The following is a 24,907-nucleotide window of genomic DNA, read 5'->3' on the forward strand; positions in this document are numbered from 1 at the left end:
GCTTGGCGGCGCCGCACTCGATGATCGCGCTGAGCCAGAGGGACGACATGCCGCAGTTGAAAACGCAGGCGCCGACGAGCCGCGGCAGGCAGTGCAATAACGGCAAACCGTGCACTACCTGCAACTCCCACGGTGCGGCAACGGGCGAGGACCGGCAACACCATGCAGGACAACGACAACCATAGTGGAAGGAATGCGAACAGCCATGCCACAGCAGTTCGAACGCAAATCATCATCCCGGCAGCGCGAATCGGCGCAGCAGCAGGAAGCCGGAAAGGCAGTGCACGCAATGAGCTCGGCGAAGGCCTCCGAACAGGCCGAGGCGCTGGATTCCATCCTCGATGACATTGAATCGACCTTGGAGTCGAATGCAGAGGAATATGTCGGCAGCTTCGTGCAGAAGGGCGGGCAGTGATGCCCCAGCTGCGCGACAGCGGCAATTCCCGCAGCATGCCGGTCGGGGATCGCCGTCTGCGCGTCAACAGATTCGCGAGGATCTTCGGCATCGAAACCGAATACGGCGTGAGCGTGACCGGCGCAGACCACTCCTGTTCGGCAGGGGCGGCGGCAGCGGCCATGTTTCGCCCGGTCGTTTCGCGCTCGCGTTCAACGAACACATATCTGCCCAACGGTTCGCGGCTTTATCTTGATGTTGGTTCGCATCCTGAATATGCGACGGCCGAGGCGCGCGACCCGCTCACCGCCGTGACCCAGGATCTGGCAGGCGAGCGGATGATGCGGCGGTTGGCATTGCATGCTCAGGAACGGCTGCGTGAATCGTATGGACCGAATGCGACCGTGCATCTGTTCAAAAACAACGTGGATTCCGCCGGACACTCCTTCGGCTGCCATGAGAACTACCTGGTGCGGCGCTGCGTGCCGTTGCATGCCATCGAACGGCAACTGCTGCCCTTCTTGGTCACGCGGCAGCTGTTCTGCGGCGCGGGGCGGCTGTCCGGACGCGGTTTCGAAATCACCCAGCGCGCTGATTTCTTGGATGAATCCATCTCCTCGGCTACGACGCGCGCAAGGCCATTGGTCAATACGCGCGACGAGCCGCATGCCGATCCTGAGCAATACCGCCGCCTGCACATAATCATCGGCGATTCGAATCGATCGCAGACGGTGTCCATGCTCAAGCTCGCCACGACGCATCTGGTGCTGTGCGTCATCGAGCAATCGATCCGATCGGGCGAGCCTTCGGGTCTGGAATCCTGTGCGCTGGCGAATCCCAGCGACGCGAACCGCGTGATCAGCCATGACATGAGCTTGGGACATGTGCCATTGCAGCTGGTGGATCCGGAGGGCATCGGTCGGCATCAGCAGAATTTCAGCGCCTTGGACATCCAATATCATTATGCCGACGTCGTGCGGCGATTCCTGGAGCGCTATGGCCAGGAGATGGCTGAGGCAATGCCACGCGTGGACCCGCAGCAGGTGCTGCATGCGTGGGTGGAGGACCTGGACCGGATCTCCTCCGGCGACTGGCAAGTGCTTTCTTCTAGCGTGGATTGGGTCATGAAACGGCGCCTGATCAAGGCGTTCTCGCGGCGTCATCCGGGAGCTTGCGACGACCGGCTTGCCCAGATCGACATGGATTACCACGACGTGGCGAACGGATCGGCTTACGAGGCGCTTCTACGCCATGGTGCGATGCGCGAGCTGGTGCCTGCACACGATGCCGAGCTGGCGTTAGCCAGGCCTCCGCAAGACACCCGTGCTGCATTGCGCGGGGCGTTCATCACCAAGGCATTGCAGCGTGGCGTCCATTTCTCCTGCGATTGGACGCGTCTGACTCTCGATGGGCATGATGAGGGGCATGCAGCAGGGGAGGAGGCGCAGCCGGGGCGCCTAGAGGCGGTGCTGCTCGACCCCTTCGGCGTCGAGGCGGGGGAGGACTACCAGCGCATAATGCGTTATCTCGAGTCGTGATCGAGCTCAAGGCTAGGAACGGGCAGGGTGCCTGGCGGCACAGTAAGAAAAAACCCTGACCATGCATTGGCCAGGGTTTTGACGAAGGAGGAGCGGGTCTTACTCGGTTACGGCCTTCTTCAACAGCGAACCAGCGGAGATGCGCACGCCATAGGAGGCGGGGATCTTGATGGTTTCGCCGGTGCGCGGGTTGCGTCCGGTGCGCGCAGCGCGCCTGACACGTTCGGCGGAGAAGAGGCCGGTCAGCTTCAGGCCTTCGCCGGATTGCAGAGCCTCGACGAATACGTCCTGGAATGCGTTAACCGCTGCTTCGGCCTGCGCCTTGGTCAGATTCGACTTCTGAGCGATCTTCGAGACGAGATCAGACTTGTTGTATGCCATAAAGCATCCTTCTTGAGTCAGGGGCCTTCGTATTTCTTCGAAAGCCATGTTCATCAACCGATACTAGCGCACATTCGCTGCAAATGCTGCATTCTACGGGCATTTTCCAAGGGTTTCGACGGATCTTTTTCCAAATGAGGAACATTCAGATCAGATTATGCCGGTCGAGCCACTTCATGGCCAGCGCGCCGATGGGAATGCGCAGCCAGTAGAAGCAAACGCGGTAGAGCAGCGTGGCCGACAGGGCCACCGCCGCGGGCACGCCGACCGAAGTGAATGCGAAGGTCAATGCGGCTTCGACTGCCCCCAGGCCGCCGGGGGTCGGAATCGCGGAGCCCAGTGTATTGGCCAGCAGAAAGATGAAGATGGTCTCCACCGGATTGACGTGGTAGCCAAAGGCGAGCATGGCGGACCAGAAGCCAAGCCCGGTCGAGATGTTGAGCACCAGCGAACCCACGACGCTGCCGAACATTTTCGCCGGCTGCGACATCACATCGATAAGCTGCACGGCATAGGCTTTGACGACCGGCAGGTATTTCGTCGTGACGAGTCGGCGAAGCGGGGGAATCACCATGGCGATCGAGACGAGCAATCCCAACACGCCGATCACTACGATCAATGTGTTCGTCGGGATCATGCCCGAAAGCGTGTTCCTGCCGGTGAAAATCCCAATGCCCAGCAGCAGCAGCACCGTGGTGATGGCCTGGATCAGCCATGTCGCGCTCATGATCGCCGTGGCGACAGTGTTACGGTATCCGCTTTTGCGCAGATGCTGCAGATTCACGAATGCGGGGCCGACTCCTGCCGGCATCGAAACGGCGGTGAAACCGGATGCCGCCTGGGAGCAGAACAACGCGAAGTAGTGCCGTCTTCCTTTGTCCATGAATGCGCCTAGGCTCAACGCCGCGCCCGCCCAGGCGACCATGCCGAAGACGAAGCATAGGACCGCCTGGCTGAGCTTGGCCTTGGTCACTGCGGCGACGACTTCGTCGGGTTGCAGCTGGGTGAAGATGACGGCGACCGCCACGATCGCCAGCACAATGGCTATGAAGGAGCGCACGCTGAAGCGCGACAGCGTCGCGTTGCCCATGTATTCATTCGCATCCGTGGGAGCCAGTGCGTCCAGCGCGGCCCGCAAATCGCCCATAAGCTGCTTGTGCCAGCCCGTCAGCGCACGTGTGGCATAAGGGACCGCGACCTTCTGCACGAATGGCGCAAGACGGATCAGCGTATCTCTGCCCCAAATGCGTTGCGCAATGCTCACCGTGCGCTCTACGCCGATCGTCGCGCCGAGCAAATTGAGCAGCTGCACCTTGTCGAGCGCGACGTTGGCGCTCCCGCTCGCGCAATCGCCGTTATGCCAGCCGGCGATGATCGGTTCCCCATCTCCCATGCGTGCGATCGACTCGGGGGTGATGCGCCGGTGCGTATAGCCACGCGCATTCGCCGCTTTCAGATAACGCATGAGCGACTCGGCATCCTCGTCGCCCAATGTGGAAAGGTCCAGCGGGCTTGCAATGTCCTTGGCCTCGAAGACGAGCAGGGAGGATTCCTCGCTGTCTGTCACGCCGTAGGGCACAGGGGCGCGCAGACCGAGATGCCCCAAGCCGAGGATCATCGCGAGATGATGATGGTTCGCATCAGTGGCCGAACGGTCGCGGCGCATCGAGACCCCGGTTAGACGCAGCCATTGCCATAGTTGGTTGAGATAACCAGCGGTATGGGTTTGGGCGTCCAGCACGGACACGATGTAATGATCTCCGGAGTCATCCCGGGCGTCGTAGATACGCGAATTCTCGATGAGATCGTCGTCCAGCGCGGCCTGCAACACGCCGCCGACGTTCGTGTTGCGCTCTTGGCGGCGGGAGAGCGAAGTGACGTTCAGACCGATCGAGCGCAGGGATTGCACGATTTGCTCGCCCCACTCGCCTTTGTTCTGCGTGCCGACAGCAAAGCGCAGCAGCATGCCGATCAAGCGACCCATCGCAAAAGAGACGAGAATGCCCGATACGGAATGCCAGGAGACGACCACAAGCACAACCGCCACCGCGTAAAGGACGTTCCATCCCCATTTCACCGAGGAACGGGTGCGACGCGGGCCGGCAACGGTCAGGAACGCGGCGATGCCGGCATAGATGTCCGGCAGCAGACCGCTGCCCGGGCCGACGCCGGTCGAATCGAAAGCCGTGACCATGCTCACGCCGCCGAAGCCGGAAAGCGCCAGCGAGAGCAAGCGAATGGCGATGTAGCCCGCGAACAGCGCAATGACCGCAATCGAGGATTGCAGCCATTCACGGCTCACCAGCATATGGATCAGCACGCTGATGATGATGCCGAAAGTGGCCAGCTGCTGCAGCATCGTCGCCGGCATGTCCATCAGCCAGCCGAATGCTTGGCCTGCGGTGCGCGCGTCCGATTCGACGCCGGTGGTGAAGCCGCGCAGATACAGGGCCATGAAGACGACCGCAACCGCTATAAGCAGCGCAAGCGCGGCATGCAAGAGGTCGGCGAAGTCACGGGTTCGCTCTGGCGCCTCGTCTTCGATATGCACCTGCGGATGCTGCGAGCGGGTCGAGGGCTCGCCGCCCGGTGCCGGGCGCGCAGCGGCGTCGGGCGCCTGAGCGGATGGCGGCCCTGGTGTTTGTGAATTGCTCATTGCGCAGCGTAGTCTGACTGATTGTGGTCTGACTGATTGTGGTTCGCCAAAGCCTGATCTGCCAGCGCGTAGTCCACCAGCGTACCCGCCAAACCGGTGTATCCTGCCGGGGTCAGCGCCTTGAGGCGTGCCGCAGTGGCATCGTCGAAGGAGAGGGAATCGATGAAGCGCTCGACGTCCTCGCGCGATATCGAACGGCCGCGCATAAGCTCCTTGACCTTCTCGTATGGCTTGTCCATGCCGGGTCGGCCTGCCAGCTCGGCTGCCCGCATCGCTGTCTGAATGGGTTCGCCGAGCACCTCCCAGTTCTCATCCAGTTCTTGTGCGATGACGACTTGGTTGGGATGTATGGAATTGAGCCCGCCGAGCAGATTGTTCAATGCCAGCAGGCTGTATCCCAGCGCAGCGCCGATGTTGCGTTGCGTGGTAGAGTCCGTCAGATCGCGTTGCCAACGGCTTTCCACAAGCGTGGCGGACAGCGTGTCGAGCAGCGAGCAGGATAGTTCTAGATTTGCCTCGGCGTTTTCGAAACGGATCGGGTTGACCTTGTGCGGCATCGTCGAAGAGCCGGTGGCCCCCTTGACCGGTTCTTGGGCGAAGACGCCGCGCGAAATATACATCCAGACGTCCACGGCGAGATTGTGCAGGATGCGGTTCGTGTGGCTGATCGTGCCATAGAGTTCGGCCTGCCAGTCGTGGCTTTCGATCTGCGTAGTCAACGGGTTCCACGTAAGCCCAATGCGATTGGCGACGAATTCGCGCGACAGCGCGATCCATCCGACGTCGGGGCGTGCGGCAACATGCGCGCCGAATGTGCCGGTCGCGCCGTTGAATTTGCCCAGATACTCTTGGGATTCGATATGGCTCAGCTGACGGTCCAATCGGTGCACATAGACGGCGAGTTCCTTGCCTAGCGTGGTCGGCGTGGCCGGCTGGCCATGGGTCAGTGAAAGCAACGGCAGATCACGGTGACGCCGGGCCATGGCCTCCAAAGCGTCGGCCACGGAGCGCGCCGCCGGCAGCCAGATGCGTTCGACGGCATTCTTCACGCAGCGGGCGATCGCAAGATTGTTGATGTCCTCGGATGTACAGGCGAAATGGACGAGGGTTTTGAGATCGGGCAGGCTGGTCGCTGCGCCGAGTTCTGTGCGAGCCTGGTCCAGCTCGTCGTCGATGTAGTATTCAACCGCCTTCACATCGTGGTGGGTCACCGCCTCATAAGCGGCATGCCGCTTGATTCCCTCGGCGCCAAAGCGCTCGGGGATGCCGCGAAGGTAGCGTTGCTCGGCTTCGTTCAACGGCTGGACGCCGTCGAGCACGGGCTTCGAGCCATTGCCGGTAAAGCCGTTGGCTAGGAGGATCATCCATTCGGCTTCGACTTTCATGCGTTCCCGGTTCAGTGCCGGTTCGCTGAGATATTCCGTCAGCGCGGCGGTCTGCGCGTGATAGCGTCCATCGAGAGAAGTGAGAGCAATAGAGGGAGAGATATCGGTCAGCTGCATAAGCTCCAGCGTACTTTGTGCCGTGAACCAGCTCAGGGCTTGCGTGGCCCGAGTGAGCGTATTCCGTCATGTTCCAGCGGTGCCATGGCAGGACCCGAATAGACGCGCCCTTGCCAATAGCTGGTCTCTTCGAGCCTGCCGCTGACAATGTGCCGGAAATGCTCGTCGTGCCGCTGCAATGCGGGCGATCCCAAGTCGGCCGCATTCCGGTAGGCGGCCTGATGATATTGCATATGATGGCTGATCTCGCTGTTTCCGCCCGCGTCCTCGACTTCGGCTGCGGTGAACGGATTCGCGTCTGGGCTGCCGCTCGGCGAGCATGAGCCGTCCGGGGTGATGCGTGGCGGGCCGGCTTCGGCACCCTGCACATGCCCGCTGATGGTGAGCCAGTTGTCGCGTACGGGGTTGGCGGCTCCGTCCAGTGCCCTGACGAGCTCGTCCTCCATTTCGATGCTGGTCACCCAAGTGCTGTTCGGCACGGGATGATTGGCTATGGGTGAGCCAGCCGTCACCACATGCTCGATGCGGTAGCGGTTTTTCATGTCAGCCGCGATCGAGGCGGCGACAATGCCGCCCTGCGAATGACCGATAAGCGCCACCGGCTCCGTGGCGCCGATGCCCGCCTGTTCCATCGCTTGGGCCACCAGCCGCGCGCCGTCGGCATTCATGCGTTGGCGCGGGTCGTCGCTCATCACTTCGAGGTTTTGCGGCCAGCCGAAAGGCGAGTCCGCCTTGCCGTCTGTGCCCGGGATCGTGACCAACCATGAGGCATTCCCTTTCGCGTCGCGGTAGCGCTGGATGGCGATAGTGCCGTAGTCGAGCCCGCTGGAGGATCCTGCGCCGATGCGTTGGGCTCCCAGCGCGCGCAGATTCGCCAAAGCGCCGGCAACATCATGCGTCTCCCGCACCACAGGCGTCTGCGCATGCACGGCGTTGACGAGCAGCAGCTTGCCCTGGACGGCGTCGTTGATCCGGGAACTCGCCTGCGCGAGTATGCCGGCCGACCGGTCCACGCCGCCGCCGGGGCGCAGCCCTGCCGCGTTGACGTATCGGCTCAACACGGAAAGCATCCCTTCCTGGATCAGGGCGGTGCTGGTGAGTGCGCCGACCAAATTGAAGCGTCCTGATTCCAGCGAGCTGGATACGGCGCCGCCTGCGGCGAGCACACCGAAGCCTGCGGCGGCGTACCCGGGGGAGAGCGCGGCACCTGCGCTCACCATTTTAGTTATGAGGCTTCGCGTGGTGCTTTCTGCCTGCGAATACAGGGAATGCGCCCGGACCAGCAAGCTGGCGAGTACGCTCAGCTCCTGTCCGAGCGAGCGGCACCGGGCGGCCTGATCGTAGCAGCCGCGTTCCAGCCGACCGTAAGGTAGCGTCACGTGATCCGAACCGGCTGCCGGCGAGATGCCGGACAGAGCCGGGCATATGGTGCCGTAGCGCCGGCTGCGCAGCTGCAGCGCCGTGGCGCTCCAAGAGGACGCCAAGGCGAGCAGGTTTTGCGCCTGCATACTGAGCATCCGCGCGACGGCCGCATATTGCTCGCGCGTGGCCGCGTTGTAGCCATATCCGCCGGTGATGCTGGAGGAGACCTGCCGACTCATAATCCGCCTCCTGACCATAACAAGAGCTGCATGTCATGGCACTGATCGTCCAGCAGCGCTGTCGCCGCAGCATCGGCGGCGAGTCGGTCGCGAAAGAACGTTGCGGCGGCGCCGGTCCATTGAATCGAAGCCGAACGTGCGGTCACGCTGCGCGTGTGTTCGCAAGCCTGCGCCGTGGACCGGATCAGCACGGCGATCTGGTCTCTGCTCTGCTGCGCCACCGCATGGCAAGGGCAGCTGGCGGCGTTCACTGCGGCTCCGCCGGCGATCTGCACAGGCGGGTGCCTGCGAATGGGATTCAACCTGGTAATGTGCATATCCCTATTGAAGGATGCCAATCCCCGCCTGCGCAATCCGGAATGACCCCTGTGGTCAAACGCCTCGACTTATCCACATGCTTGGCGTTTCGTGACAATGATCGATTGGCAGCGCCTGCGTATCACCACGGCTTGGCGCCGTCAGCAGTGTTGCCGTCGTCGCCGTCTGAGGTGGGCGAGGCACTGGGATTCTTGCTCGTAGCGTCCGAAGACCGCTGCTGATTCGCCTTGAGCAGGTCTTCCACCTTGCTGCGCTGTTCGTGGCTCAGCCCGCTGCTCTGCGTAGGGCTGGGAGTTGCCTTTCCTGGCGTGTCCGGCGATGCTCCGCCAGAGCTGGCGTCCTGTTTGCTTTGTTTGGCGAGTTCCTGATTGATGCGTGCGGTCAGCGTCTGCGATATCCGCGCGTTGGCCTGGACCGGTGCCTTCACCGCAGGCAGCAGAATAGGCGTGAAGGCCTGGACGTCGCCGAACTGGGCATCGGTCTGCTGCTGACGGGTTTTGAGCGTGCCCAAGTCGACTTCGGGGCTGGCGGCGGCCTTGAGATTCGCGTTCAGCGATTGCGTTGCCTGATTGTAGACGCCGATCGCATGCAGATTAAGCGCGCAGAACACCATGGCGGCACCCAGCGCAATGGCGGACGCGACGAGAAGAAGCCGCACCGCGAGCGGCGATCTGCGCGGTGATGGGCTGCCTGTCGAGCCAGCTGTTGACGTGCCAGCAGGCGGGATCGCCAATGCCGGAGCCGGATTGCCCAACGCATGTTCCGAGAGCTGGCCATTGTGCCTCGGGCCGCCGTATCTTTTCACACCGCTGCGTCCTGCGCCGCCGTGCCTTGCACCGCTTCTGGCAATGTCTTGGTTCACGGTCATAGCATCCTCCTGGTCATGAGCAGCCATGCGCCGAGCTCCCAGGCCAGCAGCGCTGCCGCAGAGATCGCCAGCGGCCATACCACAGGCGTGAGTCGTTCGCGCTGATCGTCGCCTGCCGTGGTCTTCCACCGCTGCGACGCCTTGCTGGAAACGCTGTCGGCCATGGTCTGTCTCGCCCCGAGGATGATATTCTCGCCGCCGAGCTCATCGGCGATGGCTCTCAGGTTTTTCTCATCCATGCGCGAGACGCCCGGTTTGCCGGTGGCCGGGTCTTCCACCCACTGTCCGCTGGTGCTGTTCTGCATGTCTCCTGGCCGGATCAGCGGTATCGCCCCGCCTTTGGCCGAACCCACGCCGAGCGTGTAGGCGTCGTCGAGGTAGCGGCGCAGCGAGGAATAGGTGCGGCGCGCCTTGGGCGAGGTCTGCTCGCCGTCGGTGATGAGATACAGGACGATCGCGTCATCAGGATGCCCGTCGCGAATCGTTTTGAGTGTGGTCAGCAGTTGGTCGACCGGAGCGTCGAGACGCGAACCGGTCGAAATCGAGGTAGGCTCGGTTTCCAACGTGTTCGCCCAGTTGCGGATCGCCAACGTATCCGGTGTCAGCGGCACGTCCAACGTGCCGCTGACACCGAAGCGGATCGCCGCGAAGCTCGAATTCGCATATGACGCGGTCAGATCCGCGACGGCGTGTCTTGCGGCGTCAAGACGAGTCATAGTGGCTGGCGAACCGTATTGCGCATCCTTGACCGCCATCGACCCGGTGACGTCGAGCGCGACCACTACGTCGGTCGCCTGGACCGCGCGTGATGTTGTGGCTTGCGGCACGCTGGGGGTCAGTGCCATGACGGCGATCACTAGGCACAGCGCCATCCTTCGTATGCACGCCAGCAGCGTCTCGTCGCTGCTGCGTTTGCGGCGGGCATGCACAACGGCCGCCAAGATGGCCAATGCCGCCATGATGACGGATATGGCGGCGCCTGCGGGCCAGCCCAAAGCGGGGGAGAGGGTCATTGCATTCATCGTCTCAGCCTCCATGCCGCAAGCATCCAGAGCATGGTCAGCACAGCCAGCGCCAACACCCACCAGCCGGGGGCATCGAGTACTGCGGCGCGCGATCCGCTCTGATCGGCGGCGTGCCGTCGGGTTTCGATATCGCGTACCAGATCATTCACCGACCGGTCATCGCGCTGGGTGACGAAGGAGCCGCCGTGGGATCGGATCAGCGTGCGCATCTGCGTGGTGGCGTCGTCTCCCTCGCTGGCCGTAGGACCGGAATATAGCCCATCCACGGCGATATGCGCACGCGACGCCAGATCAAGCGCCTGTTTGAGGCTGTAGGTGGGCTTGCCGGAGACCACATTGTCAGTCGCCAGCACAATGGATGCCGAGCGCTGCCGTTGTGCGTATTGCCCCGTCCGTCCGGCCTCGGCGCCGTAGGCGAACCCCGGCAGCATCGCGGCGCAGCTGACCACGCCGTCGCCGATCAGCGAAGTCTCGTCCGTGCGGTTCTGCGTGCCATCGAGCCAGTCCGAAATCTTCTGGTAGTCCGCATCGCTCATCTGATCGATATCATTCTGTGATTCCACGCCCTTGAGCACCGAACTCGCGGCAGTGAGCTGGCTCGCGACCAGTCTGTAATCGTCGGTCAGCGGAAAGACGGTGCGCGACGTCGAGTTGAAGATGCTCATGCCGATGCGTTCGCCGCGGAAGCTGGAAACCAGCGACAAATAGGTGTTGATCACTTCGCGGTCATAAGGCAGCGTCGAACCGGAGACGTCGAGACATAGCACGATATCCCTGCTGCCGGCATGTTCTGCGCCCTGATCGACCTGCGCAGGGCGCGCGATCAAGGCGATCGCGGTCGCCAATGCCAGAATCAGCGCAACGGTTGCCGCAAGGCCGATAATGAGCCACTGCCGCATGAGTCGCGAGGCATGCTCGCCCTGCATGTCGTCGTCAAGATCGAATACCTGTGCAGCGTCCGGGTCATGTCCCCGCCGGAACGCTCCGAAGGCGAACATGAGCAGGAACAGCGCCACCAGCACGGCGATGGCGACGAGGAAAGCCGCAGGCCATTGCCAGGCCAAGATCATCTCCGCCACCTTTCGACGAGCCGCGACACCCATTCCCCAGCCTGTTCAACGCTCGTGTCGCGCGCTTGGACGTCGGCTTGCGCATCGGCGAACTGTGGCGGGTACAGGGCGCCGATCGTCTGCTTCAGCAAATTCAAGCTGTGCTGGTCCGAAGCGCTGTGCGGCCGTCGGCTGAGTTCGAGCAGTGTCTGCGTGCGCATGTCCGCGCCGCTTGCGACCGAGGCGTAATTGCGCGCCACCTGCGCCAGCTCGTCGAAGGCCTCGGCGCGGGTGATGGCGCCACGCGCATGCTGCTCCACAATGGCGTCGATGCGTGCATGCCAGACATTCCTGTCGTTGGAACCGCTATGGGCCCCGACCGCCCGCGCGCGCCGCGGTGCGCGCCTTGGCTGGGACAGCACAACGATCACGATGACCGATGCAAGCAGCAGCGCCGCGCAGCCGATCAGCAGCATTGTCAGCGTCGTGGTGCTCGCGATCTGCGGCACAGGCCGCAGATCGCGGTATTCGATGGCGATCGCGGTCATCGGGCCATCAGCTCCTGGGTGTTGAGATGTGCAACAGCCGCCAGCTGGTTGCCGGTAGAGCGCGAAAGCGCGGCCGAGACCAGTGACACGAACCGCGCAAACATCGCTTCGCTCGACGAGGCGCGAATCATTGTCGAACCGGTCGTGACCAGTTCATGCTCCAAGGCTGCGGCGAGGAACGCGCGATGCGCAGCCACTTCCCTGGCCGGCTGCTCGCGGCGCAGGAATGCGGGAATACGCCGGCCGCTTGAGCCGTCGACGACCTTGGCAAATGCGTCTGGCGCGAAAGGATTAAGTGTGGCGACATCGATCAGCACCACTGGATGCGTGCGCGCGATGATACGCAATGTGTGCAGATGCTCTTCGCGCAGTGCATGCTCATCAGTGGCCAGCACGATCAGCGCCTGACGGTCCGCGATGCGCAGCGCGTAGTCGAGCAACGCGCCGATATTGCGCGATCCCGCCCAGTCTCGCTCCAGCGCGTCGTCCAACGTGCGTTCGAACTGGGCGAAGCCGCCGTGGAACGGCACGCGCGTGATCGAGTGCGCGTCGCCGAAAACCAGCGAGATTTCGTCGGAACGTTTCAGGCTCAGCCCTGCGAACATGCACATGGCGTTGGCCGCGACCTGCCAGGCGCGCTCCCCGGAGGGGCAGGCGCCCAGCATCTGGCGCCCGACGTCCATGAGCAGCCAGACACGAGAGGTCACCAGCCGTTCGCGCTGGGTCACCATGGGCTGTCCGGCGCGGGCGCTCGTCTTCCAATCGATGAGCCGCGCCTCGTCCTCACGCGTGTAGAGCCGAGTTTCCATCGTGTCTCCGCTGCCTGCGCGGCGACCGGAAGCATGCTCGCCCTCCACCACGCCCAAGGCCTTGCGCACGGTCGGCAGGCTGAGCGATGCCGCGAGCGCCTCTATCCGTCTGCGCACCGGCATCGAGTGGCGTTGCGAATCAATCATGGGACTGGAACCGCCTGCAGCACCGAGTCGACCACCTGATCGGCGGCCACGCCGTCGGCCAGCGCCTCGAAAGTGAGCACGATGCGATGGCGCAGCACCTCGTGGGCGAAGAACTTGACGTCTTCGGGCACGACATAATCGCGTCCTGCCAGCAAGGCGTGGGCCTGCCCGGTGCGCGTCAGCGCGATCGAGGCGCGCGGGCTTGCGCCCAGGCGTACCAGCGACGAAAGATTGCGCAGCGGATGGGGTCCCGCGCCACGCGTCGTGGCTGCCAATTCCACGGCATAGCGCATGATCGATTCGGAGACGTGCACCCGGCGTGCGCCGGAGCGCAGGAACTCGACGTCCTGCAGCGAAAGGACATTCTTGTCCAAGCTCGCGGGATCGAAGACGTCCGAGCCACGACGCGTAAGCATTTCCAGCATATGCTCCTCTTCGTCGGCTGTGGGGTACGACATGACCGCCTTCATCATGAAACGGTCCATCTGCGCCTCAGGCAGGACGAATGTGCCCTCCTCCTCGATCGGGTTCTGCGTGGCAATCACCATGAACGGCCTGGGCAGGGCAATGCGTTCGCCGCCGATGGTCGTAGCGCCTTCGGCCATCGCCTCGAGCATGGCGGACTGGGTTTTCGCATTCGAGCGGTTGATCTCGTCCAGCAGCACGAAATTGGCGTGGATCGGGCCGATCTGCGTGCTGAAACGTTGCGTGGAGAAATCGAAGATCTGCGTGCCGACGAGATCGGACGGCATGAGGTCCGGCGTGCATTGCACGCGTTTGAATGTGCCGGAGACCGATGTGGCAAGGGTCTGCGCCGCCGTGGTCTTGGCCAGTCCGGGCACGGACTCGATCAGGATATGTCCGCCGGCGACCAGCGTGACGATCAGCGACTCGCGCAGTGTATCCTGGCCGACAAGGGTCTGCGAAAATCGGGCGCGGATACGATCCGCCAAAACGTGCGCGCGCGCGACGTCGGCGCCGGAAAGAGCAGGCATGCGCCGCGGCTGCGGCGGCGCGAGATCTGGCTGTGCGGATATATGCGGTTGGGTGGGCAATAAGGCCATGGCATTCACTCTATCGGAATCGGTAAATGGTTTATTAGGTGCTATATACGGTTGCTGTGTTCTTCAGGCATTGTAACTGCCGCGCCTGAGATGCGCCTGGGATGCGGTTCAAGCGCGGCATGCGCGGCGACTTGTGGCGCAGCTGCGGGGAGGCTCCAATCCACCGTTTCGGCTCCCATGGAGCGAAGTGCCTGATTGGCCCTCGAAAACGGCCGCGAGCCGAAGAATCCGCGCGAAGCGGACAGCGGGCTGGGATGCGGCGATTTGATGACGACGGCGTTGGTGAGCAGAGGCTCCAAGCTTTGCGCGTTGCGGCCCCACAGAATGGCGACCAGCGGCTTGGGACGGCCTTGTTCGTCCGTCCTGGCGTTGAGCGCGCGGATCGCCTCATCGGTGATCTTCTCCCAGCCTTTGCCCTGATGGCTGTTGGGCCGCCCGATCTGCACGCTCAGACACCGGTTGAGCAGCATGACGCCTCTGCGCGTCCACGGCGTCAGATCCCCATTGGCGGGCATCGGCAGTCCCAAGTCATCGCCGAGTTCGTGATAGATGTTGACAAGGCTCTTGGGCAGCGGCCGCACGTCGGGTGCCACGCTGAAGCTCAGGCCCACCGGATGACCTGGCGTGGGATAGGGGTCTTGGCCCACGATCAGGACCTTGATGGAGTCGATCGGGATCGTGAAGGCACGCAGAATGTTCTTGCTGGCGGGCAGATAGCGCCGGCCCTGCGACAGTTCGCCGCGCAGGAAATCGCCCATGCGGTGCACGTTGGGCTCGACGGCGGCGAGTGCCTCGGCCCAGCCTGGATCGATGAGCTCGCGCAGCGGCTTGGCCTGCGCATGATGGTGGGGATGCTGAGGGTTTGGGACGGTTTGCCGGGCGTCGGCGGCCTGAAAAGTCTGAGACATGGCCTCCACTCTAGCCATGCCGCATGAGCGGGCATTCGCGAAACCGACCTGCGCTCCTCGCCGCATGCTTGCGGCGGCGCATGCCGCAATTCATGAGTGTGGCCTTTGGGTGGCGATAGACTCGTGGTGGCTATACGCCATTGCCACACCATATATGCTTGGGCTGGTATCAATATTGCTGCGTGCCGAAGCCCTGGTGTCAGGGGCGCCTGCATGCAGGGCGCTATATACTCATGGGGAGAATCTCTAGGGAAAGGACAGCCATGGCGCGTATGGAAGAGGATACGGCCGATCCGTATGTCGAGGATGCGTTCGACACCCCGCCGGACGGCCCTGTGGGCGTGCATCGGGGCAGGCGCTCCGTGGCGCGCCGGCTGACGCCGTTCATCGTCATCATCGTCGTGGCTGCGTTGGCCGGGCTGTTGGCTTGGGGCGTGTATTCGGGCGAGGCAGCCAAAGTCCGTTTGCCATGGCAGTCGGCCGCCTCGCTAAGCCAGGTGGCTGGCAGCCCCGCGGCTTCGGCCAGTAACGTTCCATCCGCATCGGACACGCCGCAGGCAAGCGCAGGGCAGAGCAGCCAGACCCCTGAGTCCTCGCCTTCGACCAGCTCGCAGGAGCCTGCGCAGCAGACGGTCAACAAGAATGTCGCCGTGCAGGTCATCAACGCCACTCGCATCAATAAGTACGCGGCGAGCAAGGCCACGATACTGGCTCGCAACGGCTACACCAGCGTGACTGCAGCAACCCCCACCGGTCAGGTTCCGTCCGCCACGGTGGTCTGGTATCAGAACGAAACCGATCTGTCGACCGCGCAGGATGTTGCGAAGACGTTGGGCATCTCCAATGTGCAGCAGATGCAGCAGATCAAGTCGCCCGTGGTCGTTGTGCTGATGAGCTGAGGCCGAACGGCCTGATTTGCAGGATATTCGTGTGTGAAGCGCCTCGCGAGGCGGAAGGTCGATCATCGGCGTTTCGGACCTGCAGGGCGCTTTATTGTTACATTCGTGACACGAGAATGCGGTGTTCGGCGTTTTTCTCCCGGCTCAACGTTACAATGTTTTCTTAGCTGCGAGGTGGGAGGTCCGGAATCATCCGGGCTTTCTGTATGTATTCGCGGCCACTCGAACGAGAGATGATATATTATGGCACAAGGCACTGTTAAGTTCTTCAATGCAGGCAAGGGATACGGCTTCATCAGCCCCGACGATGGGAGCGAGGACGTGTTCGTGCACTATTCCGCTATCCAGAGCAACGGCTTCAAGAAGCTGGATGATGGCGACAAGGTCGAATTCGAATCCGAGCAAGGCCCTAAGGGTCTGCAGGCCACTACGGTGACGAAGATCTGATTCGTTGATCTGAATAAGCGATCTGGTCCCAAGTGCTAGGGCATAAGCCCTGACGACTTGGATCGGCTCTGATTCCTAACACAAGGGCCCCGACTTGAAAGTCGGGGCCCTTGTGATTTTTCTTGCCAACAGCGCAATTGAAAGCGCCGTGTTGGCACTCGAGCATATCGAGTGCTAATCTCCCAATTAGCACTCGGAGCTGGAGAGTGATAATCGGCAGCTGACGGTCGGTCGTCATCCTTTGATCCGGTGTGGAACTGTCCGTGTAGCCATATGTGGAGGAACAATGGCAAAAATGATTGCATATGACGAGGAAGCTCGTCAGGGAATGCTCGCGGGCCTCGATAAGCTCGCCGATACCGTCAAGGTGACCCTTGGACCCAAGGGCCGCAACGTGGTGCTCGACAAGAGCTACGGCGCTCCGACCATCACGAATGACGGCGTGTCGATCGCCAAGGAGATCGAACTCGAGGATCCGTACGAGCGCATTGGCGCCGAGCTGGTCAAGGAGGTCGCCAAGAAGACCGATGACGTGGCGGGCGATGGCACGACCACCGCGACTGTGCTCGCTCAGTCCCTCGTGCACGAGGGACTGAAGAATGTAGTCGCCGGCTCGAACCCGATCGCACTGCGTCGCGGCATCGAAAAGGCGTCCGACGAAATCGTCAAGGAGCTGGTCGCTTCCGCGAAGGAAGTCGAGACGAAGGACCAGATCGCGGCCACTGCGACGATCTCCGCCGCTGACCCTGAGGTCGGTGAACAGATCGCCGAGGCGCTCGACAAGGTCGGCCAGGATGGCGTGGTCACCGTCGAGGACAACAACCGCTTCGGTCTGGACCTCGAGTTTACCGAAGGCATGCGCTTCGACAAGGGCTATATCGCCCCATACTTCGTGACCAACGCCGAAGAGCAGACCGCCGTTCTCGACGATCCCTACATTCTGCTCACTTCCGGCAAGCTCTCGAGCCAGCAGGATGTCGTGCATATCGCCGAGCTCGTCATGAAGAGCAGCAAGCCGCTGCTGATCATCGCGGAGGATGTCGATGGCGAGGCGCTGCCGACCCTGATCCTCAACAAGATCCGCGGCACCTTCAATTCCTGCGCCGTCAAGGCCCCGGGCTTCGGCGACCGCCGCAAGGCGATGCTGCAGGACATGGCCATTCTGACCGGTGCGCAGGTCGTGTCCGACGAGCTGGGCCTGAAGCTCGACTCCATTGACATGTCCGTGCTCGGCACCGCCAAGAAAGTCATCGTTTCCAAGGACGAAACCACCATCGTCTCCGGCGGCGGTTCCAAGGACGAGGTCTCTGCGCGCGTCTCCCAGATTCGCGGCGAGATCGAGAACACCGATTCCGATTACGACCGTGAGAAGTTGCAGGAACGGCTGGCCAAGCTTGCTGGCGGCGTGGCCGTCATCAAGGTCGGCGCGGCCACTGAGGTCGAGGCCAAGGAACGCAAGCATCGCATCGAGGATGCCGTGCGCAACGCCAAGGCCGCCATCGAAGAAGGTCTGCTGCCCGGGGGCGGCGTGGCGCTGGTCCAGGCCGCCAAGAAGGCGGAGAGCTCCGCAGCGATCACCGGCTTGAGCGGCGAAGAGGCGACGGGTGCGGCCATCGTATTCCGCGCCATCGAGGCTCCGATCAAGCAGATTGCGCAGAATTCCGGCATTTCGGGCGATGTCGTGCTCAACAAGGTGCGCGAGCTGCCTGACGGCGAAGGCTTCAACGCCGCTACGAACGACTACGAGAATCTGCTTGCCGCAGGCGTCGCCGACCCGGTCAAGGTGACCCGTTCGGCGTTGCAGAACGCGGCGTCGATCGCAGGACTGTTCTTGACCACCGAGGCCGTCGTGGCCAACAAACCGGAGCCGCCGGCAGCAGCCGCGGCGCCGAACCCTGACATGGGTTACTGAGCCTAGCTAGGTGAGTTCAAGCCGTCCCTCGGGATGGCAAGCGTCGAGGCCCCGATCCGCTATGGATCGGGGCCTCGACGTATCCGTAGGATTCCTGTCTATATGATGTCGGTCGGTGCACGATTCTCAGCGTGCGAAGAGATGCGAGGCCTGCGTCTCGGCGTCCGCGTAGACGGTCGAGGCCTGGGCCAAGGCGTTCTGGATGGATTCCAGAGAGGCTTCCATCTGCCTTTGCGCGCCTCGCCATTGTTCGGCCACGGCTGAAAATTGCGTCGAAGCTGCTCCCTGCCACACATCCTGCAGTGCGGCGAGGTTGGCGTACATGCCGGCTACGGCCTCGCGAATCGAGGAAACCGAGGCGGATACCGCCGCGCTTGAGGACTGGATTGCCTCCGAGTCCACTTGATACTGTGCCATGATGACTCCTTAGATCGTGCGGTAGATCGTGCATAGATTGCTTCAGCGCCCAGGTTGGTGGACCCGGCCGCTACTCTAGAGGCTATGCGGGCGACGAAGATCAGGCGAGGAAAAGCAGGTGATGTGGTCGAAGGCTTGGGTGTTTTCCACCCCTTCGGCGTGTCGAGGTGCGATTATAACTGGCTGGGCGCCTTGCGCAGCCTTGCCATGCTGCTGGCCGCCATGGTCGCGGCGCTGGCCTGCATGCTGCTTCCCGCGGCCGGGATCGCCGACGAAGGCACCCCCGCTCCGGAGCAGTCTCAGACGCCGAACGCCGAGCTGACGGTGACGGACAATATCACTGACACCGAGAATCTGCTGGGGAACAATGTCGGGGCGATCAGCGATGCCATCGCCAAAACGCACGCCGAGACCGGCGTCACCGTCAGGCTGCTGTATGTGTCCACATTCGGCGATGTCTCCAATCCCGAACATTGGGCCGAGGATGTGCTCAGATCGACCAAGCCCGCACCAAACACTGTTATGCTCGCCGTGGCTTCCAGCGACGGCAACCTCGTGGTTGTCGTCTCATCCGGATCCGATGAATGGCTCAGAAGCAAGGAAACCGCCGACGAGCTTTCAGCAGCTGCCTTGGAGCCGCTGACCAAAGGGGAGAGCCCGGACTGGTCGGGTTCCGCGATGGCGATGATGGACCGGATCGCCACCCTGAAACAGACTTCGACGGCGAGCGGCGTTTCGCGGCTGGGAGCGGCGCTGATGGGCGTGGGCCTGGCTGCATTGATCATTGGCATTGTGGTAGCGCTGGCGCTGCGGCGTCGTCAACGGCTGCGTCGCGCCCGTCATCGACACGCAAGGAAACGAGGTGGGGAGCGGCTCTACTCCAAGAATTCCGACGATGTTGTTGCGCAAGGCTCAGCGAACATTCAGGAAACCTTCAGCACTTCGGACCAAGCTGGTGGGCATGAGCAATTCCATTGAAGCATCGATTGTTGTTGTCGACGACGAGCCCTCTATCCGTGAGCTGCTTGTCGCGTCCCTTCATTTCGCCGGATTCGAGGTTGAGACCGCGGCTTCCGGCTCGCAGGCAGTTGAGGTTATCGAGAAGATCCAGCCCGATCTCATCGTCTTGGACGTCATGCTGCCTGATATCGATGGGTTCACGGTGACCCGGCGCATTCGCCAGGAGGGCATCACCGCCCCCGTGCTGTTTCTCACGGCTCGCGATGACACGCAGGACAAAGTCATGGGATTGACCGTCGGCGGCGACGACTATGTCACCAAGCCGTTCAGCCTCGAGGAAGTCGTGGCGCGGATCCGTGCCATTCTGCGGCGGACCCGCGATCAGATCGAGGACGATCCGATCATCCGCGTCGGCGATCTTGAAATCAACGAAGACTCCCACGATGTCTCACGCGCCGGCCAAGGCATCGATCTGAGCCCCACGGAATACAAGCTGCTGCGCTATCTTATGGACAATGAGGGCCGTGTACTGTCCAAGGCGCAGATCCTCGACCACGTCTGGCAGTACGACTGGGGCGGTGATGCGGCCATTGTGGAATCCTATATCTCGTATCTGCGCAAGAAGGTCGACGGGATCGAAGTGGATGACGGCCAAGGCGGCAAACGCAAGGTCGTGCCGCTGATCGAGACCAAACGCGGCATCGGCTACATGATCCGTGAGCCGAAAACGAGCCAGGGCGCCTGATGTCGGCGGATGCAGGCATGCCTGCGCGTTTCCGACTGTTCGGCTGGCTGCGCCGGGCCGTGCGCCGACGTTTCGATGCCATTGCGCTGAGCACCAAGGTCCTTGCGGTCACGCTCGCCCTGCTCATGATTGGCGCCGCAGGGATGACGCTGTCGATCCGTGAGCTGGTGGGCAACTACATGCTCGAGCGGACAAACACGCAGCTCATGGATCAGGCGCAGCTGGTCTATGAGAACATAGACCTGCTGCGCAATAAGGACTCGCAGCAAGGCAGCGCCGGCCCAACCGACTACTTCCTGCAGATGCGGGATACAAAGAACAAGATCGTGGGCGATTTGCTGGTTCCCACGCTCAAGGATGACGTCGTCTCAGTGCCCATTCTGCCGCCGAACGGCTCCATGGGTGATGTGGAGCTCGACCGGCCCTTCACTGCCCCGGCGAGCGTGAAGGTGGGAGAAGGGCCGGTCTCGCGCGCAACGCTCATGGCCGCGCAGGCGCCGTGGCGGGTGGTGGCGTTGCGGTGGGTGGCGAAACTCGATGACGACACCACCAGGGTTGGCGGCGTGGTCTATATCGGCCTGTCGCTGAGCGACCAGATCGACACAGTCAACACCCTGACACGCTATTGCGCGATGGTGGGCATAGCCATCGTGCTGCTCGGCGGCGTCATTGCCTCGCTGCTGATCCAGCAGACACTGTCGCCATTGAAACGCATCGAGAAGACAGCCGCCAAAATCGCCGCCGGCGACCTCAGCCAGCGAGTCCCCGCGGCCCCGGAAAACACGGAAGTCGGCTCACTCGCAGCCTCGCTCAATACCATGCTGGCGCGCATCGAGCGCAGTTTCCGCGAGCAGGAGAAGAGCACAGAGAAGATGAAACGCTTCGTCTCTGATGCCAGCCATGAGCTGCGCACGCCGCTTGCCACGATTCACGGCTATTCGGAGCTCTATGCAATGCAGCGCGACATGCCCGGCGCTTTGGAGCGGGCCGACGAGTCCATAGCCCATATCGAGGCGTCGAGCTCGCGCATGACGGTGCTGGTCGAGGATCTGCTCTCCTTGGCGCGGCTTGACGAAGGCCGGGGAATCGACATCACCCAGCAAGTGCGGCTGACCGGATTGCTCGCCGACGCGGCCGACGACCTGCACGCGCTGGATCCGGACCGGAGCATCACATGCGGCACGCTTCATCTCGAACCAGGTTCGCAAGGCGCCATGCTATGCTTCGAGGCGGTTCCGCTTCCCGGTGTGACTCTGACAGGGGATTCGTCGCGGCTGCGGCAGGTCGTGACCAATATCGTGGGCAATATCCACCGTTACACGCCGCCGGATTCCCCGGTCGAAGTGGCGCTGGGTGTATTCCCGGCCGCTATCGATCCGCTGAGCCTCTCGCACATGGTTTCCGATGGAACCTCGCTGCGCCATTTCCTCGAGGCCGCTGAGGTCGGCCAGTCCCTGAATACAGGGACGAACTACGCAGTGGTGCAGGTCATCGACCATGGCCCGGGCGTTGCGGATTCATCCCAATCGCAGATATTCGAGCGTTTCTATACTGCCGATCCTTCGCGGGCCCGGCAGAAGGGCGGTACCGGACTGGGCATGTCGATCGCGCAGTCCGTGGTCAAGGCGCATCATGGCTTCATCTGCGCCTCCACCACTCCTGGTGGCGGATTGACGCTCACAGTGGCGCTGTCTGCCGGAAACGTGCCGATGCCTCCGCACAAGGATGATGCAGGCGCACGGTCCAAGGGCAAGACGAAGCCTCGGCAGAAAACGGAGAGGCGTGCGCGGCGAAACAAGGAGCCTAAGGCGAACAAACCGGCTTCAGCCTAGGATGTGCCTGCAGCGCAGGGATGCGGCGCCCGGCTCGGGTTGCGCTAAACTGGTGATTTGGTTCGCGGGGCGCATGGACGATCCCGCGGAAGAACGAGTCGGAACGAGTGAGGTGTGATATGCCCAGCGGACGGGTACGTTGGTTCGATGCGAACAAAGGATACGGGTTCATCACCGGCGACGACGGGAAGGATGTGTTCCTCCCCAAGATGGCGTTGCCTGCGGGAGTGTCTACCCTGCGCAAAGGCGCCAAAGTCGAATTCTCAGTGGTGGACGGGCGCAAGGGGCCCCAGGCCATGGATCTGAGCGTGGCTGGCCCTGCCCCGTCGATTGTGAAGGCGACACGACCCAAGCCCGACGACATGGTGGCTATCGTAGAAGATCTCATCAAACTGCTTGACTCGGCGGGCAACGCCTTGCGACGTCACCGTTATCCGTCGGCTGTGGAGAGCAAGAAGCTCGCCACACTGCTGCGCGCTGTCGCAGACGATTTCGACGTACAGGATTGAATATGAGCACAACATCATCGAATGATAGGACGCCCGGCGACGAAATATCACGCGGCATGGCACTGAGCCAATCAACGCATGGTGAATCACCATCGGGGCAATCGGCATCGGGCGACCCGTTGCTTGAAGCGAGCGATCTCGCCCGCCAGGCGGCCAGTGAGACAGCCGAAGACCCAAGCCTGGTCGGCGGATTCGTACAGAGCATCGAGCTTGGTGGCGACGTCACCGATTTCCGCTTCGTCGCGCTGAACCGAGGCTACGAGGGCTGGCAGTGGTCGGTCACGCTGTATCACGACGCAGAGCTCGGCCGATGGACCGTGAACGAGGCCACGCTGATTCCCACTGACAGCGCGTTGCGGCCGCCTCAATGGGTGCCGTGGAAGGACCGCCTCACGGCGGCCGATCTGTCAGTGACCGATTCGATCGGCACCGATCCCAATGATCCGCGCCTTGAGGACGGTTTTCGCAAAACCGAATCCACGCGCGATGATTCTGCCGATTCCGCTGGCACTCCAGAAAGCGCCGCGGCAATGGATTCAGTTTCGACGGCACCCGCACACGAGTCTCCGGCGGGCGAATTTGGCGACGACCATGCTGATAATGCCGGCGCTGACGGCCAAACCGGCGGCGCCGGGCAAGATCAGGCCCGGCTTACGGCTTCGCAGCAGGATGTCGACGATGCCGTGGAGGAGTTCGACCTTTCACGGCGGCATGTGATGAGCCTCCTTGGCCGCTCGCAGACGGCGAAACGCTGGTATGAGGGCCAGCACGGCCCCAAATCGCTTTCGACCAAGACGGCGGCGGGCGAGGTGTGCTCCACCTGCGGCTTCTTCATCCCGCTCAAGGGCGATCTTAACGTGTTATTCGGGGTATGCGCCAACAAATGGAGTCCGGACGACGGCCGCGTGGTGTCCATCGATCACGGGTGCGGTGAGCACTCCGAGATCGATCCGCCGGAGCCCAGCCGCTTGTGGGTGCAGCCCGAGACCGCATTCGACGATCTGCATATCGACGTCCTCGCGCAGACGCCGCGCGAGGAGCGCAGCGAAATCGAACTCATCGAAAAACTTGCCGCCGAGGACGGCACTGAAACCGAGGGGGCGCCTGACGGCGCCGAAGCGAATGCTCCTGCCGATGCTGCTCAGGCCAAGACCGGCGCAAATGATGGCAAGGCAGATGGCAGCAGCCGCAATGGTGACGATAAGAACAAGAACGATAAGGCGTGAGTATGCGTTGCTCAGTGCACGACGGTGACGGTGCATTGAGCCAGATTTACGACCTGCCTCGAAACTGATCCAAGGAAATGCGCGTCTAGCCCGCCCAGGCCCCTGGTGCCGATCACGATGTGGTCCGTGTAGCGTGAGGCGCTGAGCAGCCCTTTGACCGCGGAAACGTGGAAGGCGTGCGTGCTGATGGACAGAGCCTCGGCCGTGGCCGGCGAGTCGTGAATTCGGGCTGTGACAATGTCACGGACAAGCTTCGCCGCGTATTCCTGACCGGCCTCAATGGGGGCTATCGCGTTCTCGTAGCCCGGGATGACGCCGAGCTCTTTGAATTGCCAGCAGTATACGGCATGCACGGAGGCATGGTGCAGAGCAGCGCGGCATATGGCGAAGCGCAACGCACGGTCGGCAGCGGGGGAGCCGTCCACGCCTACCACGATTGTCCGGCCAGCGGCTTCGGCGCCCGATCCGTTCTCCGGCTTGACCCGATCATCGCCGGCCGCCGGCCCCAAAACCGTCGGCCCTAGGGCTGCGGCGATGCCGCCTTGCACGTCATGCTCGTCGGCGTCCGCACCACGCACGATCGTGACAGGCACCTGCGACTCCTCGGCCAGCGAGGAGGATGTCGAATTCGTCAGCCAGCGCATCACGCGCCCCATGCTGCGTCGCCCGACGACGATCTGCTGGGCATGCGATCCGATGCGCAGCAAGGCTGCTTCGCCAGAGGCCCGCTCCGGCGTAAGCTCGATCTTTCCCAGGTCAATGTCAAGCCCTTTGCTCGCCTCCTTGACCCAGCCGTGCAATCGCCCGAGCATACGCTCGCGCATGGTGTCCCAGTCTTTGTCGTTGTCCGGTTCGGCGCCCAGCTCCCAGGATGGCGTCCATCCGAACACCGCATTGACGCGCTGCCGGCTGCATTCGGCCTCGCGCAGGGCCCACCGCAGGGCGGCGAAAGACTCAGGCGAGCCGTCCAAGCCGACGACGATATCGGCGTCGTATCCGCTTGCGCCGCCGCCTTCCGGGCGAGCCTTGCCGCCGTCGTTGATATGCAATTGCCGCTGGTCGTCCATAGCATCCTCCTCGAGCTGCCGACTGATGCCTTCAAGCATATCGCCCCGTTGCGTTCTCAGCGCAATTCGCAGAAGCCAGGAAATA

General features: G+C 62.6%; 23 protein-coding genes and 1 pseudogene. 10 read left to right on the top strand and 14 right to left on the bottom strand.

What is annotated here, in order from left to right; all coding sequences use genetic code 11:
• Window positions 1-205: 205 nt before the first annotated feature.
• The gene (locus tag LKG04_RS01900) at window positions 206-415 is read left to right on the top strand and encodes a ubiquitin-like protein Pup (protein ID WP_291759110.1); all 210 of its coding nucleotides are present in this window, start codon (window positions 206-208) and stop codon (window positions 413-415) included.
• The gene (locus tag LKG04_RS01905) at window positions 415-1,932 is read left to right on the top strand and encodes a proteasome accessory factor PafA2 family protein (protein ID WP_291759108.1); all 1,518 of its coding nucleotides are present in this window, start codon (window positions 415-417) and stop codon (window positions 1,930-1,932) included. The genes LKG04_RS01900 and LKG04_RS01905 overlap by 1 nt, the downstream gene beginning before the upstream one ends.
• Window positions 1,933-2,031: 99 nt before the next feature.
• On the opposite strand, the gene LKG04_RS01910 is transcribed toward LKG04_RS01905, so the two are convergent.
• The 12 genes and pseudogenes from LKG04_RS01910 to LKG04_RS01965 form a co-directional block, all read right to left on the bottom strand.
• Window positions 2,032-2,313, bottom strand: coding sequence for an HU family DNA-binding protein (locus LKG04_RS01910; protein ID WP_024463720.1), 282 nt, complete (start codon window positions 2,311-2,313; stop codon window positions 2,032-2,034).
• A 145-nt stretch (window positions 2,314-2,458) separates the two neighbouring features.
• The gene (locus LKG04_RS01915; RefSeq protein WP_291759101.1) at window positions 2,459-4,969 is read right to left on the bottom strand and encodes a lysylphosphatidylglycerol synthase transmembrane domain-containing protein; all 2,511 of its coding nucleotides are present in this window, start codon (window positions 4,967-4,969) and stop codon (window positions 2,459-2,461) included.
• A gap of 68 nt (window positions 4,970-5,037) precedes the next feature.
• Window positions 5,038-6,471: pseudogene (gene purB / locus LKG04_RS01920) on the bottom strand (adenylosuccinate lyase); the annotation flags it as partial.
• A gap of 32 nt (window positions 6,472-6,503) precedes the next feature.
• A complete protein-coding gene (locus LKG04_RS01925) occupies window positions 6,504-8,072 on the bottom strand; it encodes an alpha/beta hydrolase (RefSeq protein ID WP_291759098.1) in 1,569 nt (522 codons plus the stop codon).
• Window positions 8,069-8,389 carry a hypothetical protein gene (locus LKG04_RS01930; RefSeq protein WP_291759097.1) on the bottom strand — a complete coding sequence of 107 codons (321 nt, stop codon included), beginning with the start codon at window positions 8,387-8,389 and terminating at the stop codon, window positions 8,069-8,071. Before LKG04_RS01930 ends, LKG04_RS01925 begins: the two co-directional genes overlap by 4 nt.
• Before the next feature lie 122 nt (window positions 8,390-8,511).
• Window positions 8,512-9,258: a DUF6466 family protein gene (locus tag LKG04_RS01935; RefSeq protein ID WP_291759095.1), complete on the bottom strand. Its 747-nt coding sequence runs from the start codon at window positions 9,256-9,258 to the stop codon at window positions 8,512-8,514.
• Window positions 9,255-10,280, bottom strand: coding sequence for a vWA domain-containing protein (locus LKG04_RS01940; RefSeq protein ID WP_291759093.1), 1,026 nt, complete (start codon window positions 10,278-10,280; stop codon window positions 9,255-9,257). The genes LKG04_RS01935 and LKG04_RS01940 overlap by 4 nt, the downstream gene beginning before the upstream one ends.
• A complete protein-coding gene (locus LKG04_RS01945) occupies window positions 10,277-11,353 on the bottom strand; it encodes a VWA domain-containing protein (protein WP_291759090.1) in 1,077 nt (358 codons plus the stop codon). Before LKG04_RS01945 ends, LKG04_RS01940 begins: the two co-directional genes overlap by 4 nt.
• Window positions 11,350-11,880, bottom strand: coding sequence for a hypothetical protein (locus LKG04_RS01950; RefSeq protein WP_291759086.1), 531 nt, complete (start codon window positions 11,878-11,880; stop codon window positions 11,350-11,352). The genes LKG04_RS01945 and LKG04_RS01950 overlap by 4 nt, the downstream gene beginning before the upstream one ends.
• A complete protein-coding gene (locus LKG04_RS01955) occupies window positions 11,877-12,836 on the bottom strand; it encodes a DUF58 domain-containing protein (RefSeq protein ID WP_291759084.1) in 960 nt (319 codons plus the stop codon). The genes LKG04_RS01950 and LKG04_RS01955 overlap by 4 nt, the downstream gene beginning before the upstream one ends.
• Complete coding sequence (locus LKG04_RS01960; protein ID WP_291759082.1) at window positions 12,833-13,900, bottom strand: AAA family ATPase; 1,068 nt, start codon at window positions 13,898-13,900, stop codon at window positions 12,833-12,835. The genes LKG04_RS01955 and LKG04_RS01960 overlap by 4 nt, the downstream gene beginning before the upstream one ends.
• 41 nt (window positions 13,901-13,941) lie before the next feature.
• Window positions 13,942-14,808 carry a uracil-DNA glycosylase gene (locus tag LKG04_RS01965; RefSeq protein WP_434734827.1) on the bottom strand — a complete coding sequence of 289 codons (867 nt, stop codon included), beginning with the start codon at window positions 14,806-14,808 and terminating at the stop codon, window positions 13,942-13,944.
• Between the two features lie 263 nt (window positions 14,809-15,071).
• On the opposite strand from LKG04_RS01965, the gene LKG04_RS01970 reads away from it, so the two are divergent.
• The 3 genes from LKG04_RS01970 (at window position 15,072) to groL (ending at window position 18,066) form a co-directional block, all read left to right on the top strand.
• The gene (locus LKG04_RS01970; RefSeq protein ID WP_291759081.1) at window positions 15,072-15,707 is read left to right on the top strand and encodes a LytR C-terminal domain-containing protein; all 636 of its coding nucleotides are present in this window, start codon (window positions 15,072-15,074) and stop codon (window positions 15,705-15,707) included.
• 243 nt (window positions 15,708-15,950) lie between these two features.
• On the top strand, window positions 15,951-16,154 hold the full coding sequence (locus LKG04_RS01975; RefSeq protein WP_291759080.1) for a cold-shock protein: 204 nt from the start codon (window positions 15,951-15,953) through the stop codon (window positions 16,152-16,154).
• A 286-nt stretch (window positions 16,155-16,440) separates the two neighbouring features.
• Window positions 16,441-18,066 carry a chaperonin GroEL gene (gene groL / locus LKG04_RS01980; protein WP_291759077.1) on the top strand — a complete coding sequence of 542 codons (1,626 nt, stop codon included), beginning with the start codon at window positions 16,441-16,443 and terminating at the stop codon, window positions 18,064-18,066.
• Between the two features lie 126 nt (window positions 18,067-18,192).
• Here the strand turns inward: groL and LKG04_RS01985 are convergent, their stop codons facing one another.
• Window positions 18,193-18,483 carry a WXG100 family type VII secretion target gene (locus LKG04_RS01985; protein WP_291759074.1) on the bottom strand — a complete coding sequence of 97 codons (291 nt, stop codon included), beginning with the start codon at window positions 18,481-18,483 and terminating at the stop codon, window positions 18,193-18,195.
• A 123-nt stretch (window positions 18,484-18,606) separates the two neighbouring features.
• Here LKG04_RS01985 and LKG04_RS01990 point away from each other — a divergent pair, with 123 nt between their 5' ends.
• The 5 genes from LKG04_RS01990 (at window position 18,607) to LKG04_RS02010 (ending at window position 23,755) form a co-directional block, all read left to right on the top strand.
• A complete protein-coding gene (locus tag LKG04_RS01990) occupies window positions 18,607-19,461 on the top strand; it encodes a TPM domain-containing protein (protein WP_291763189.1) in 855 nt (284 codons plus the stop codon).
• Window positions 19,445-20,188 carry a response regulator transcription factor gene (locus LKG04_RS01995; RefSeq protein WP_291759071.1) on the top strand — a complete coding sequence of 248 codons (744 nt, stop codon included), beginning with the start codon at window positions 19,445-19,447 and terminating at the stop codon, window positions 20,186-20,188. The genes LKG04_RS01990 and LKG04_RS01995 overlap by 17 nt, the downstream gene beginning before the upstream one ends.
• A gap of 17 nt (window positions 20,189-20,205) precedes the next feature.
• The gene (locus tag LKG04_RS02000) at window positions 20,206-22,020 is read left to right on the top strand and encodes a sensor histidine kinase (protein WP_291759355.1); all 1,815 of its coding nucleotides are present in this window, start codon (window positions 20,206-20,208) and stop codon (window positions 22,018-22,020) included.
• A gap of 119 nt (window positions 22,021-22,139) precedes the next feature.
• Window positions 22,140-22,529, top strand: a complete 390-nt coding sequence (locus LKG04_RS02005) for a cold-shock protein (protein WP_291759069.1) — start codon at window positions 22,140-22,142, stop codon at window positions 22,527-22,529.
• Between the two features lie 2 nt (window positions 22,530-22,531).
• Entirely contained in the window at window positions 22,532-23,755 is a 1,224-nt protein-coding gene (locus tag LKG04_RS02010) for a DUF3027 domain-containing protein (protein WP_434734826.1), read from the top strand.
• An 11-nt stretch (window positions 23,756-23,766) separates the two neighbouring features.
• Here LKG04_RS02010 and LKG04_RS02015 read toward each other — a convergent pair whose 3' ends face one another.
• Window positions 23,767-24,861, bottom strand: a complete 1,095-nt coding sequence (locus LKG04_RS02015; protein WP_291759066.1) for a universal stress protein — start codon at window positions 24,859-24,861, stop codon at window positions 23,767-23,769.
• Window positions 24,862-24,907 lie beyond the last annotated feature (46 nt).

It is taken from the genome of Bifidobacterium sp., assembly GCF_022640935.1.
GTDB lineage: Bacteria > Actinomycetota > Actinomycetes > Actinomycetales > Bifidobacteriaceae > Bifidobacterium.

Bases quoted from the DNA above. Each gene is read 5' to 3' on its own strand.
- LKG04_RS01900 (WP_291759110.1), top strand. From the start codon at position 206: ATGCCACAGCAGTTCGAACGCAAATCATCATCCCGGCAGCGCGAATCG.
- LKG04_RS01905 (WP_291759108.1), top strand. From the start codon at position 415: ATGCCCCAGCTGCGCGACAGCGGCAATTCCCGCAGCATGCCGGTCGGG.
- LKG04_RS01910 (WP_024463720.1), bottom strand. From the start codon at position 2,313: ATGGCATACAACAAGTCTGATCTCGTCTCGAAGATCGCTCAGAAGTCG.
- LKG04_RS01915 (WP_291759101.1), bottom strand. From the start codon at position 4,969: ATGAGCAATTCACAAACACCAGGGCCGCCATCCGCTCAGGCGCCCGAC.
- LKG04_RS01925 (WP_291759098.1), bottom strand. From the start codon at position 8,072: ATGAGTCGGCAGGTCTCCTCCAGCATCACCGGCGGATATGGCTACAAC.
- LKG04_RS01930 (WP_291759097.1), bottom strand. From the start codon at position 8,389: ATGCACATTACCAGGTTGAATCCCATTCGCAGGCACCCGCCTGTGCAG.
- LKG04_RS01935 (WP_291759095.1), bottom strand. From the start codon at position 9,258: ATGACCGTGAACCAAGACATTGCCAGAAGCGGTGCAAGGCACGGCGGC.
- LKG04_RS01940 (WP_291759093.1), bottom strand. From the start codon at position 10,280: ATGAATGCAATGACCCTCTCCCCCGCTTTGGGCTGGCCCGCAGGCGCC.
- LKG04_RS01945 (WP_291759090.1), bottom strand. From the start codon at position 11,353: ATGATCTTGGCCTGGCAATGGCCTGCGGCTTTCCTCGTCGCCATCGCC.
- LKG04_RS01950 (WP_291759086.1), bottom strand. From the start codon at position 11,880: ATGACCGCGATCGCCATCGAATACCGCGATCTGCGGCCTGTGCCGCAG.
- LKG04_RS01955 (WP_291759084.1), bottom strand. From the start codon at position 12,836: ATGATTGATTCGCAACGCCACTCGATGCCGGTGCGCAGACGGATAGAG.
- LKG04_RS01960 (WP_291759082.1), bottom strand. From the start codon at position 13,900: ATGGCCTTATTGCCCACCCAACCGCATATATCCGCACAGCCAGATCTC.
- LKG04_RS01965 (WP_434734827.1), bottom strand. From the start codon at position 14,808: ATGTCTCAGACTTTTCAGGCCGCCGACGCCCGGCAAACCGTCCCAAAC.
- LKG04_RS01970 (WP_291759081.1), top strand. From the start codon at position 15,072: ATGGCGCGTATGGAAGAGGATACGGCCGATCCGTATGTCGAGGATGCG.
- LKG04_RS01975 (WP_291759080.1), top strand. From the start codon at position 15,951: ATGGCACAAGGCACTGTTAAGTTCTTCAATGCAGGCAAGGGATACGGC.
- groL (WP_291759077.1), top strand. From the start codon at position 16,441: ATGGCAAAAATGATTGCATATGACGAGGAAGCTCGTCAGGGAATGCTC.
- LKG04_RS01985 (WP_291759074.1), bottom strand. From the start codon at position 18,483: ATGGCACAGTATCAAGTGGACTCGGAGGCAATCCAGTCCTCAAGCGCG.
- LKG04_RS01995 (WP_291759071.1), top strand. From the start codon at position 19,445: ATGAGCAATTCCATTGAAGCATCGATTGTTGTTGTCGACGACGAGCCC.
- LKG04_RS02000 (WP_291759355.1), top strand. From the start codon at position 20,206: ATGCCTGCGCGTTTCCGACTGTTCGGCTGGCTGCGCCGGGCCGTGCGC.
- LKG04_RS02005 (WP_291759069.1), top strand. From the start codon at position 22,140: ATGCCCAGCGGACGGGTACGTTGGTTCGATGCGAACAAAGGATACGGG.
- LKG04_RS02010 (WP_434734826.1), top strand. From the start codon at position 22,532: ATGAGCACAACATCATCGAATGATAGGACGCCCGGCGACGAAATATCA.
- LKG04_RS02015 (WP_291759066.1), bottom strand. From the start codon at position 24,861: ATGCTTGAAGGCATCAGTCGGCAGCTCGAGGAGGATGCTATGGACGAC.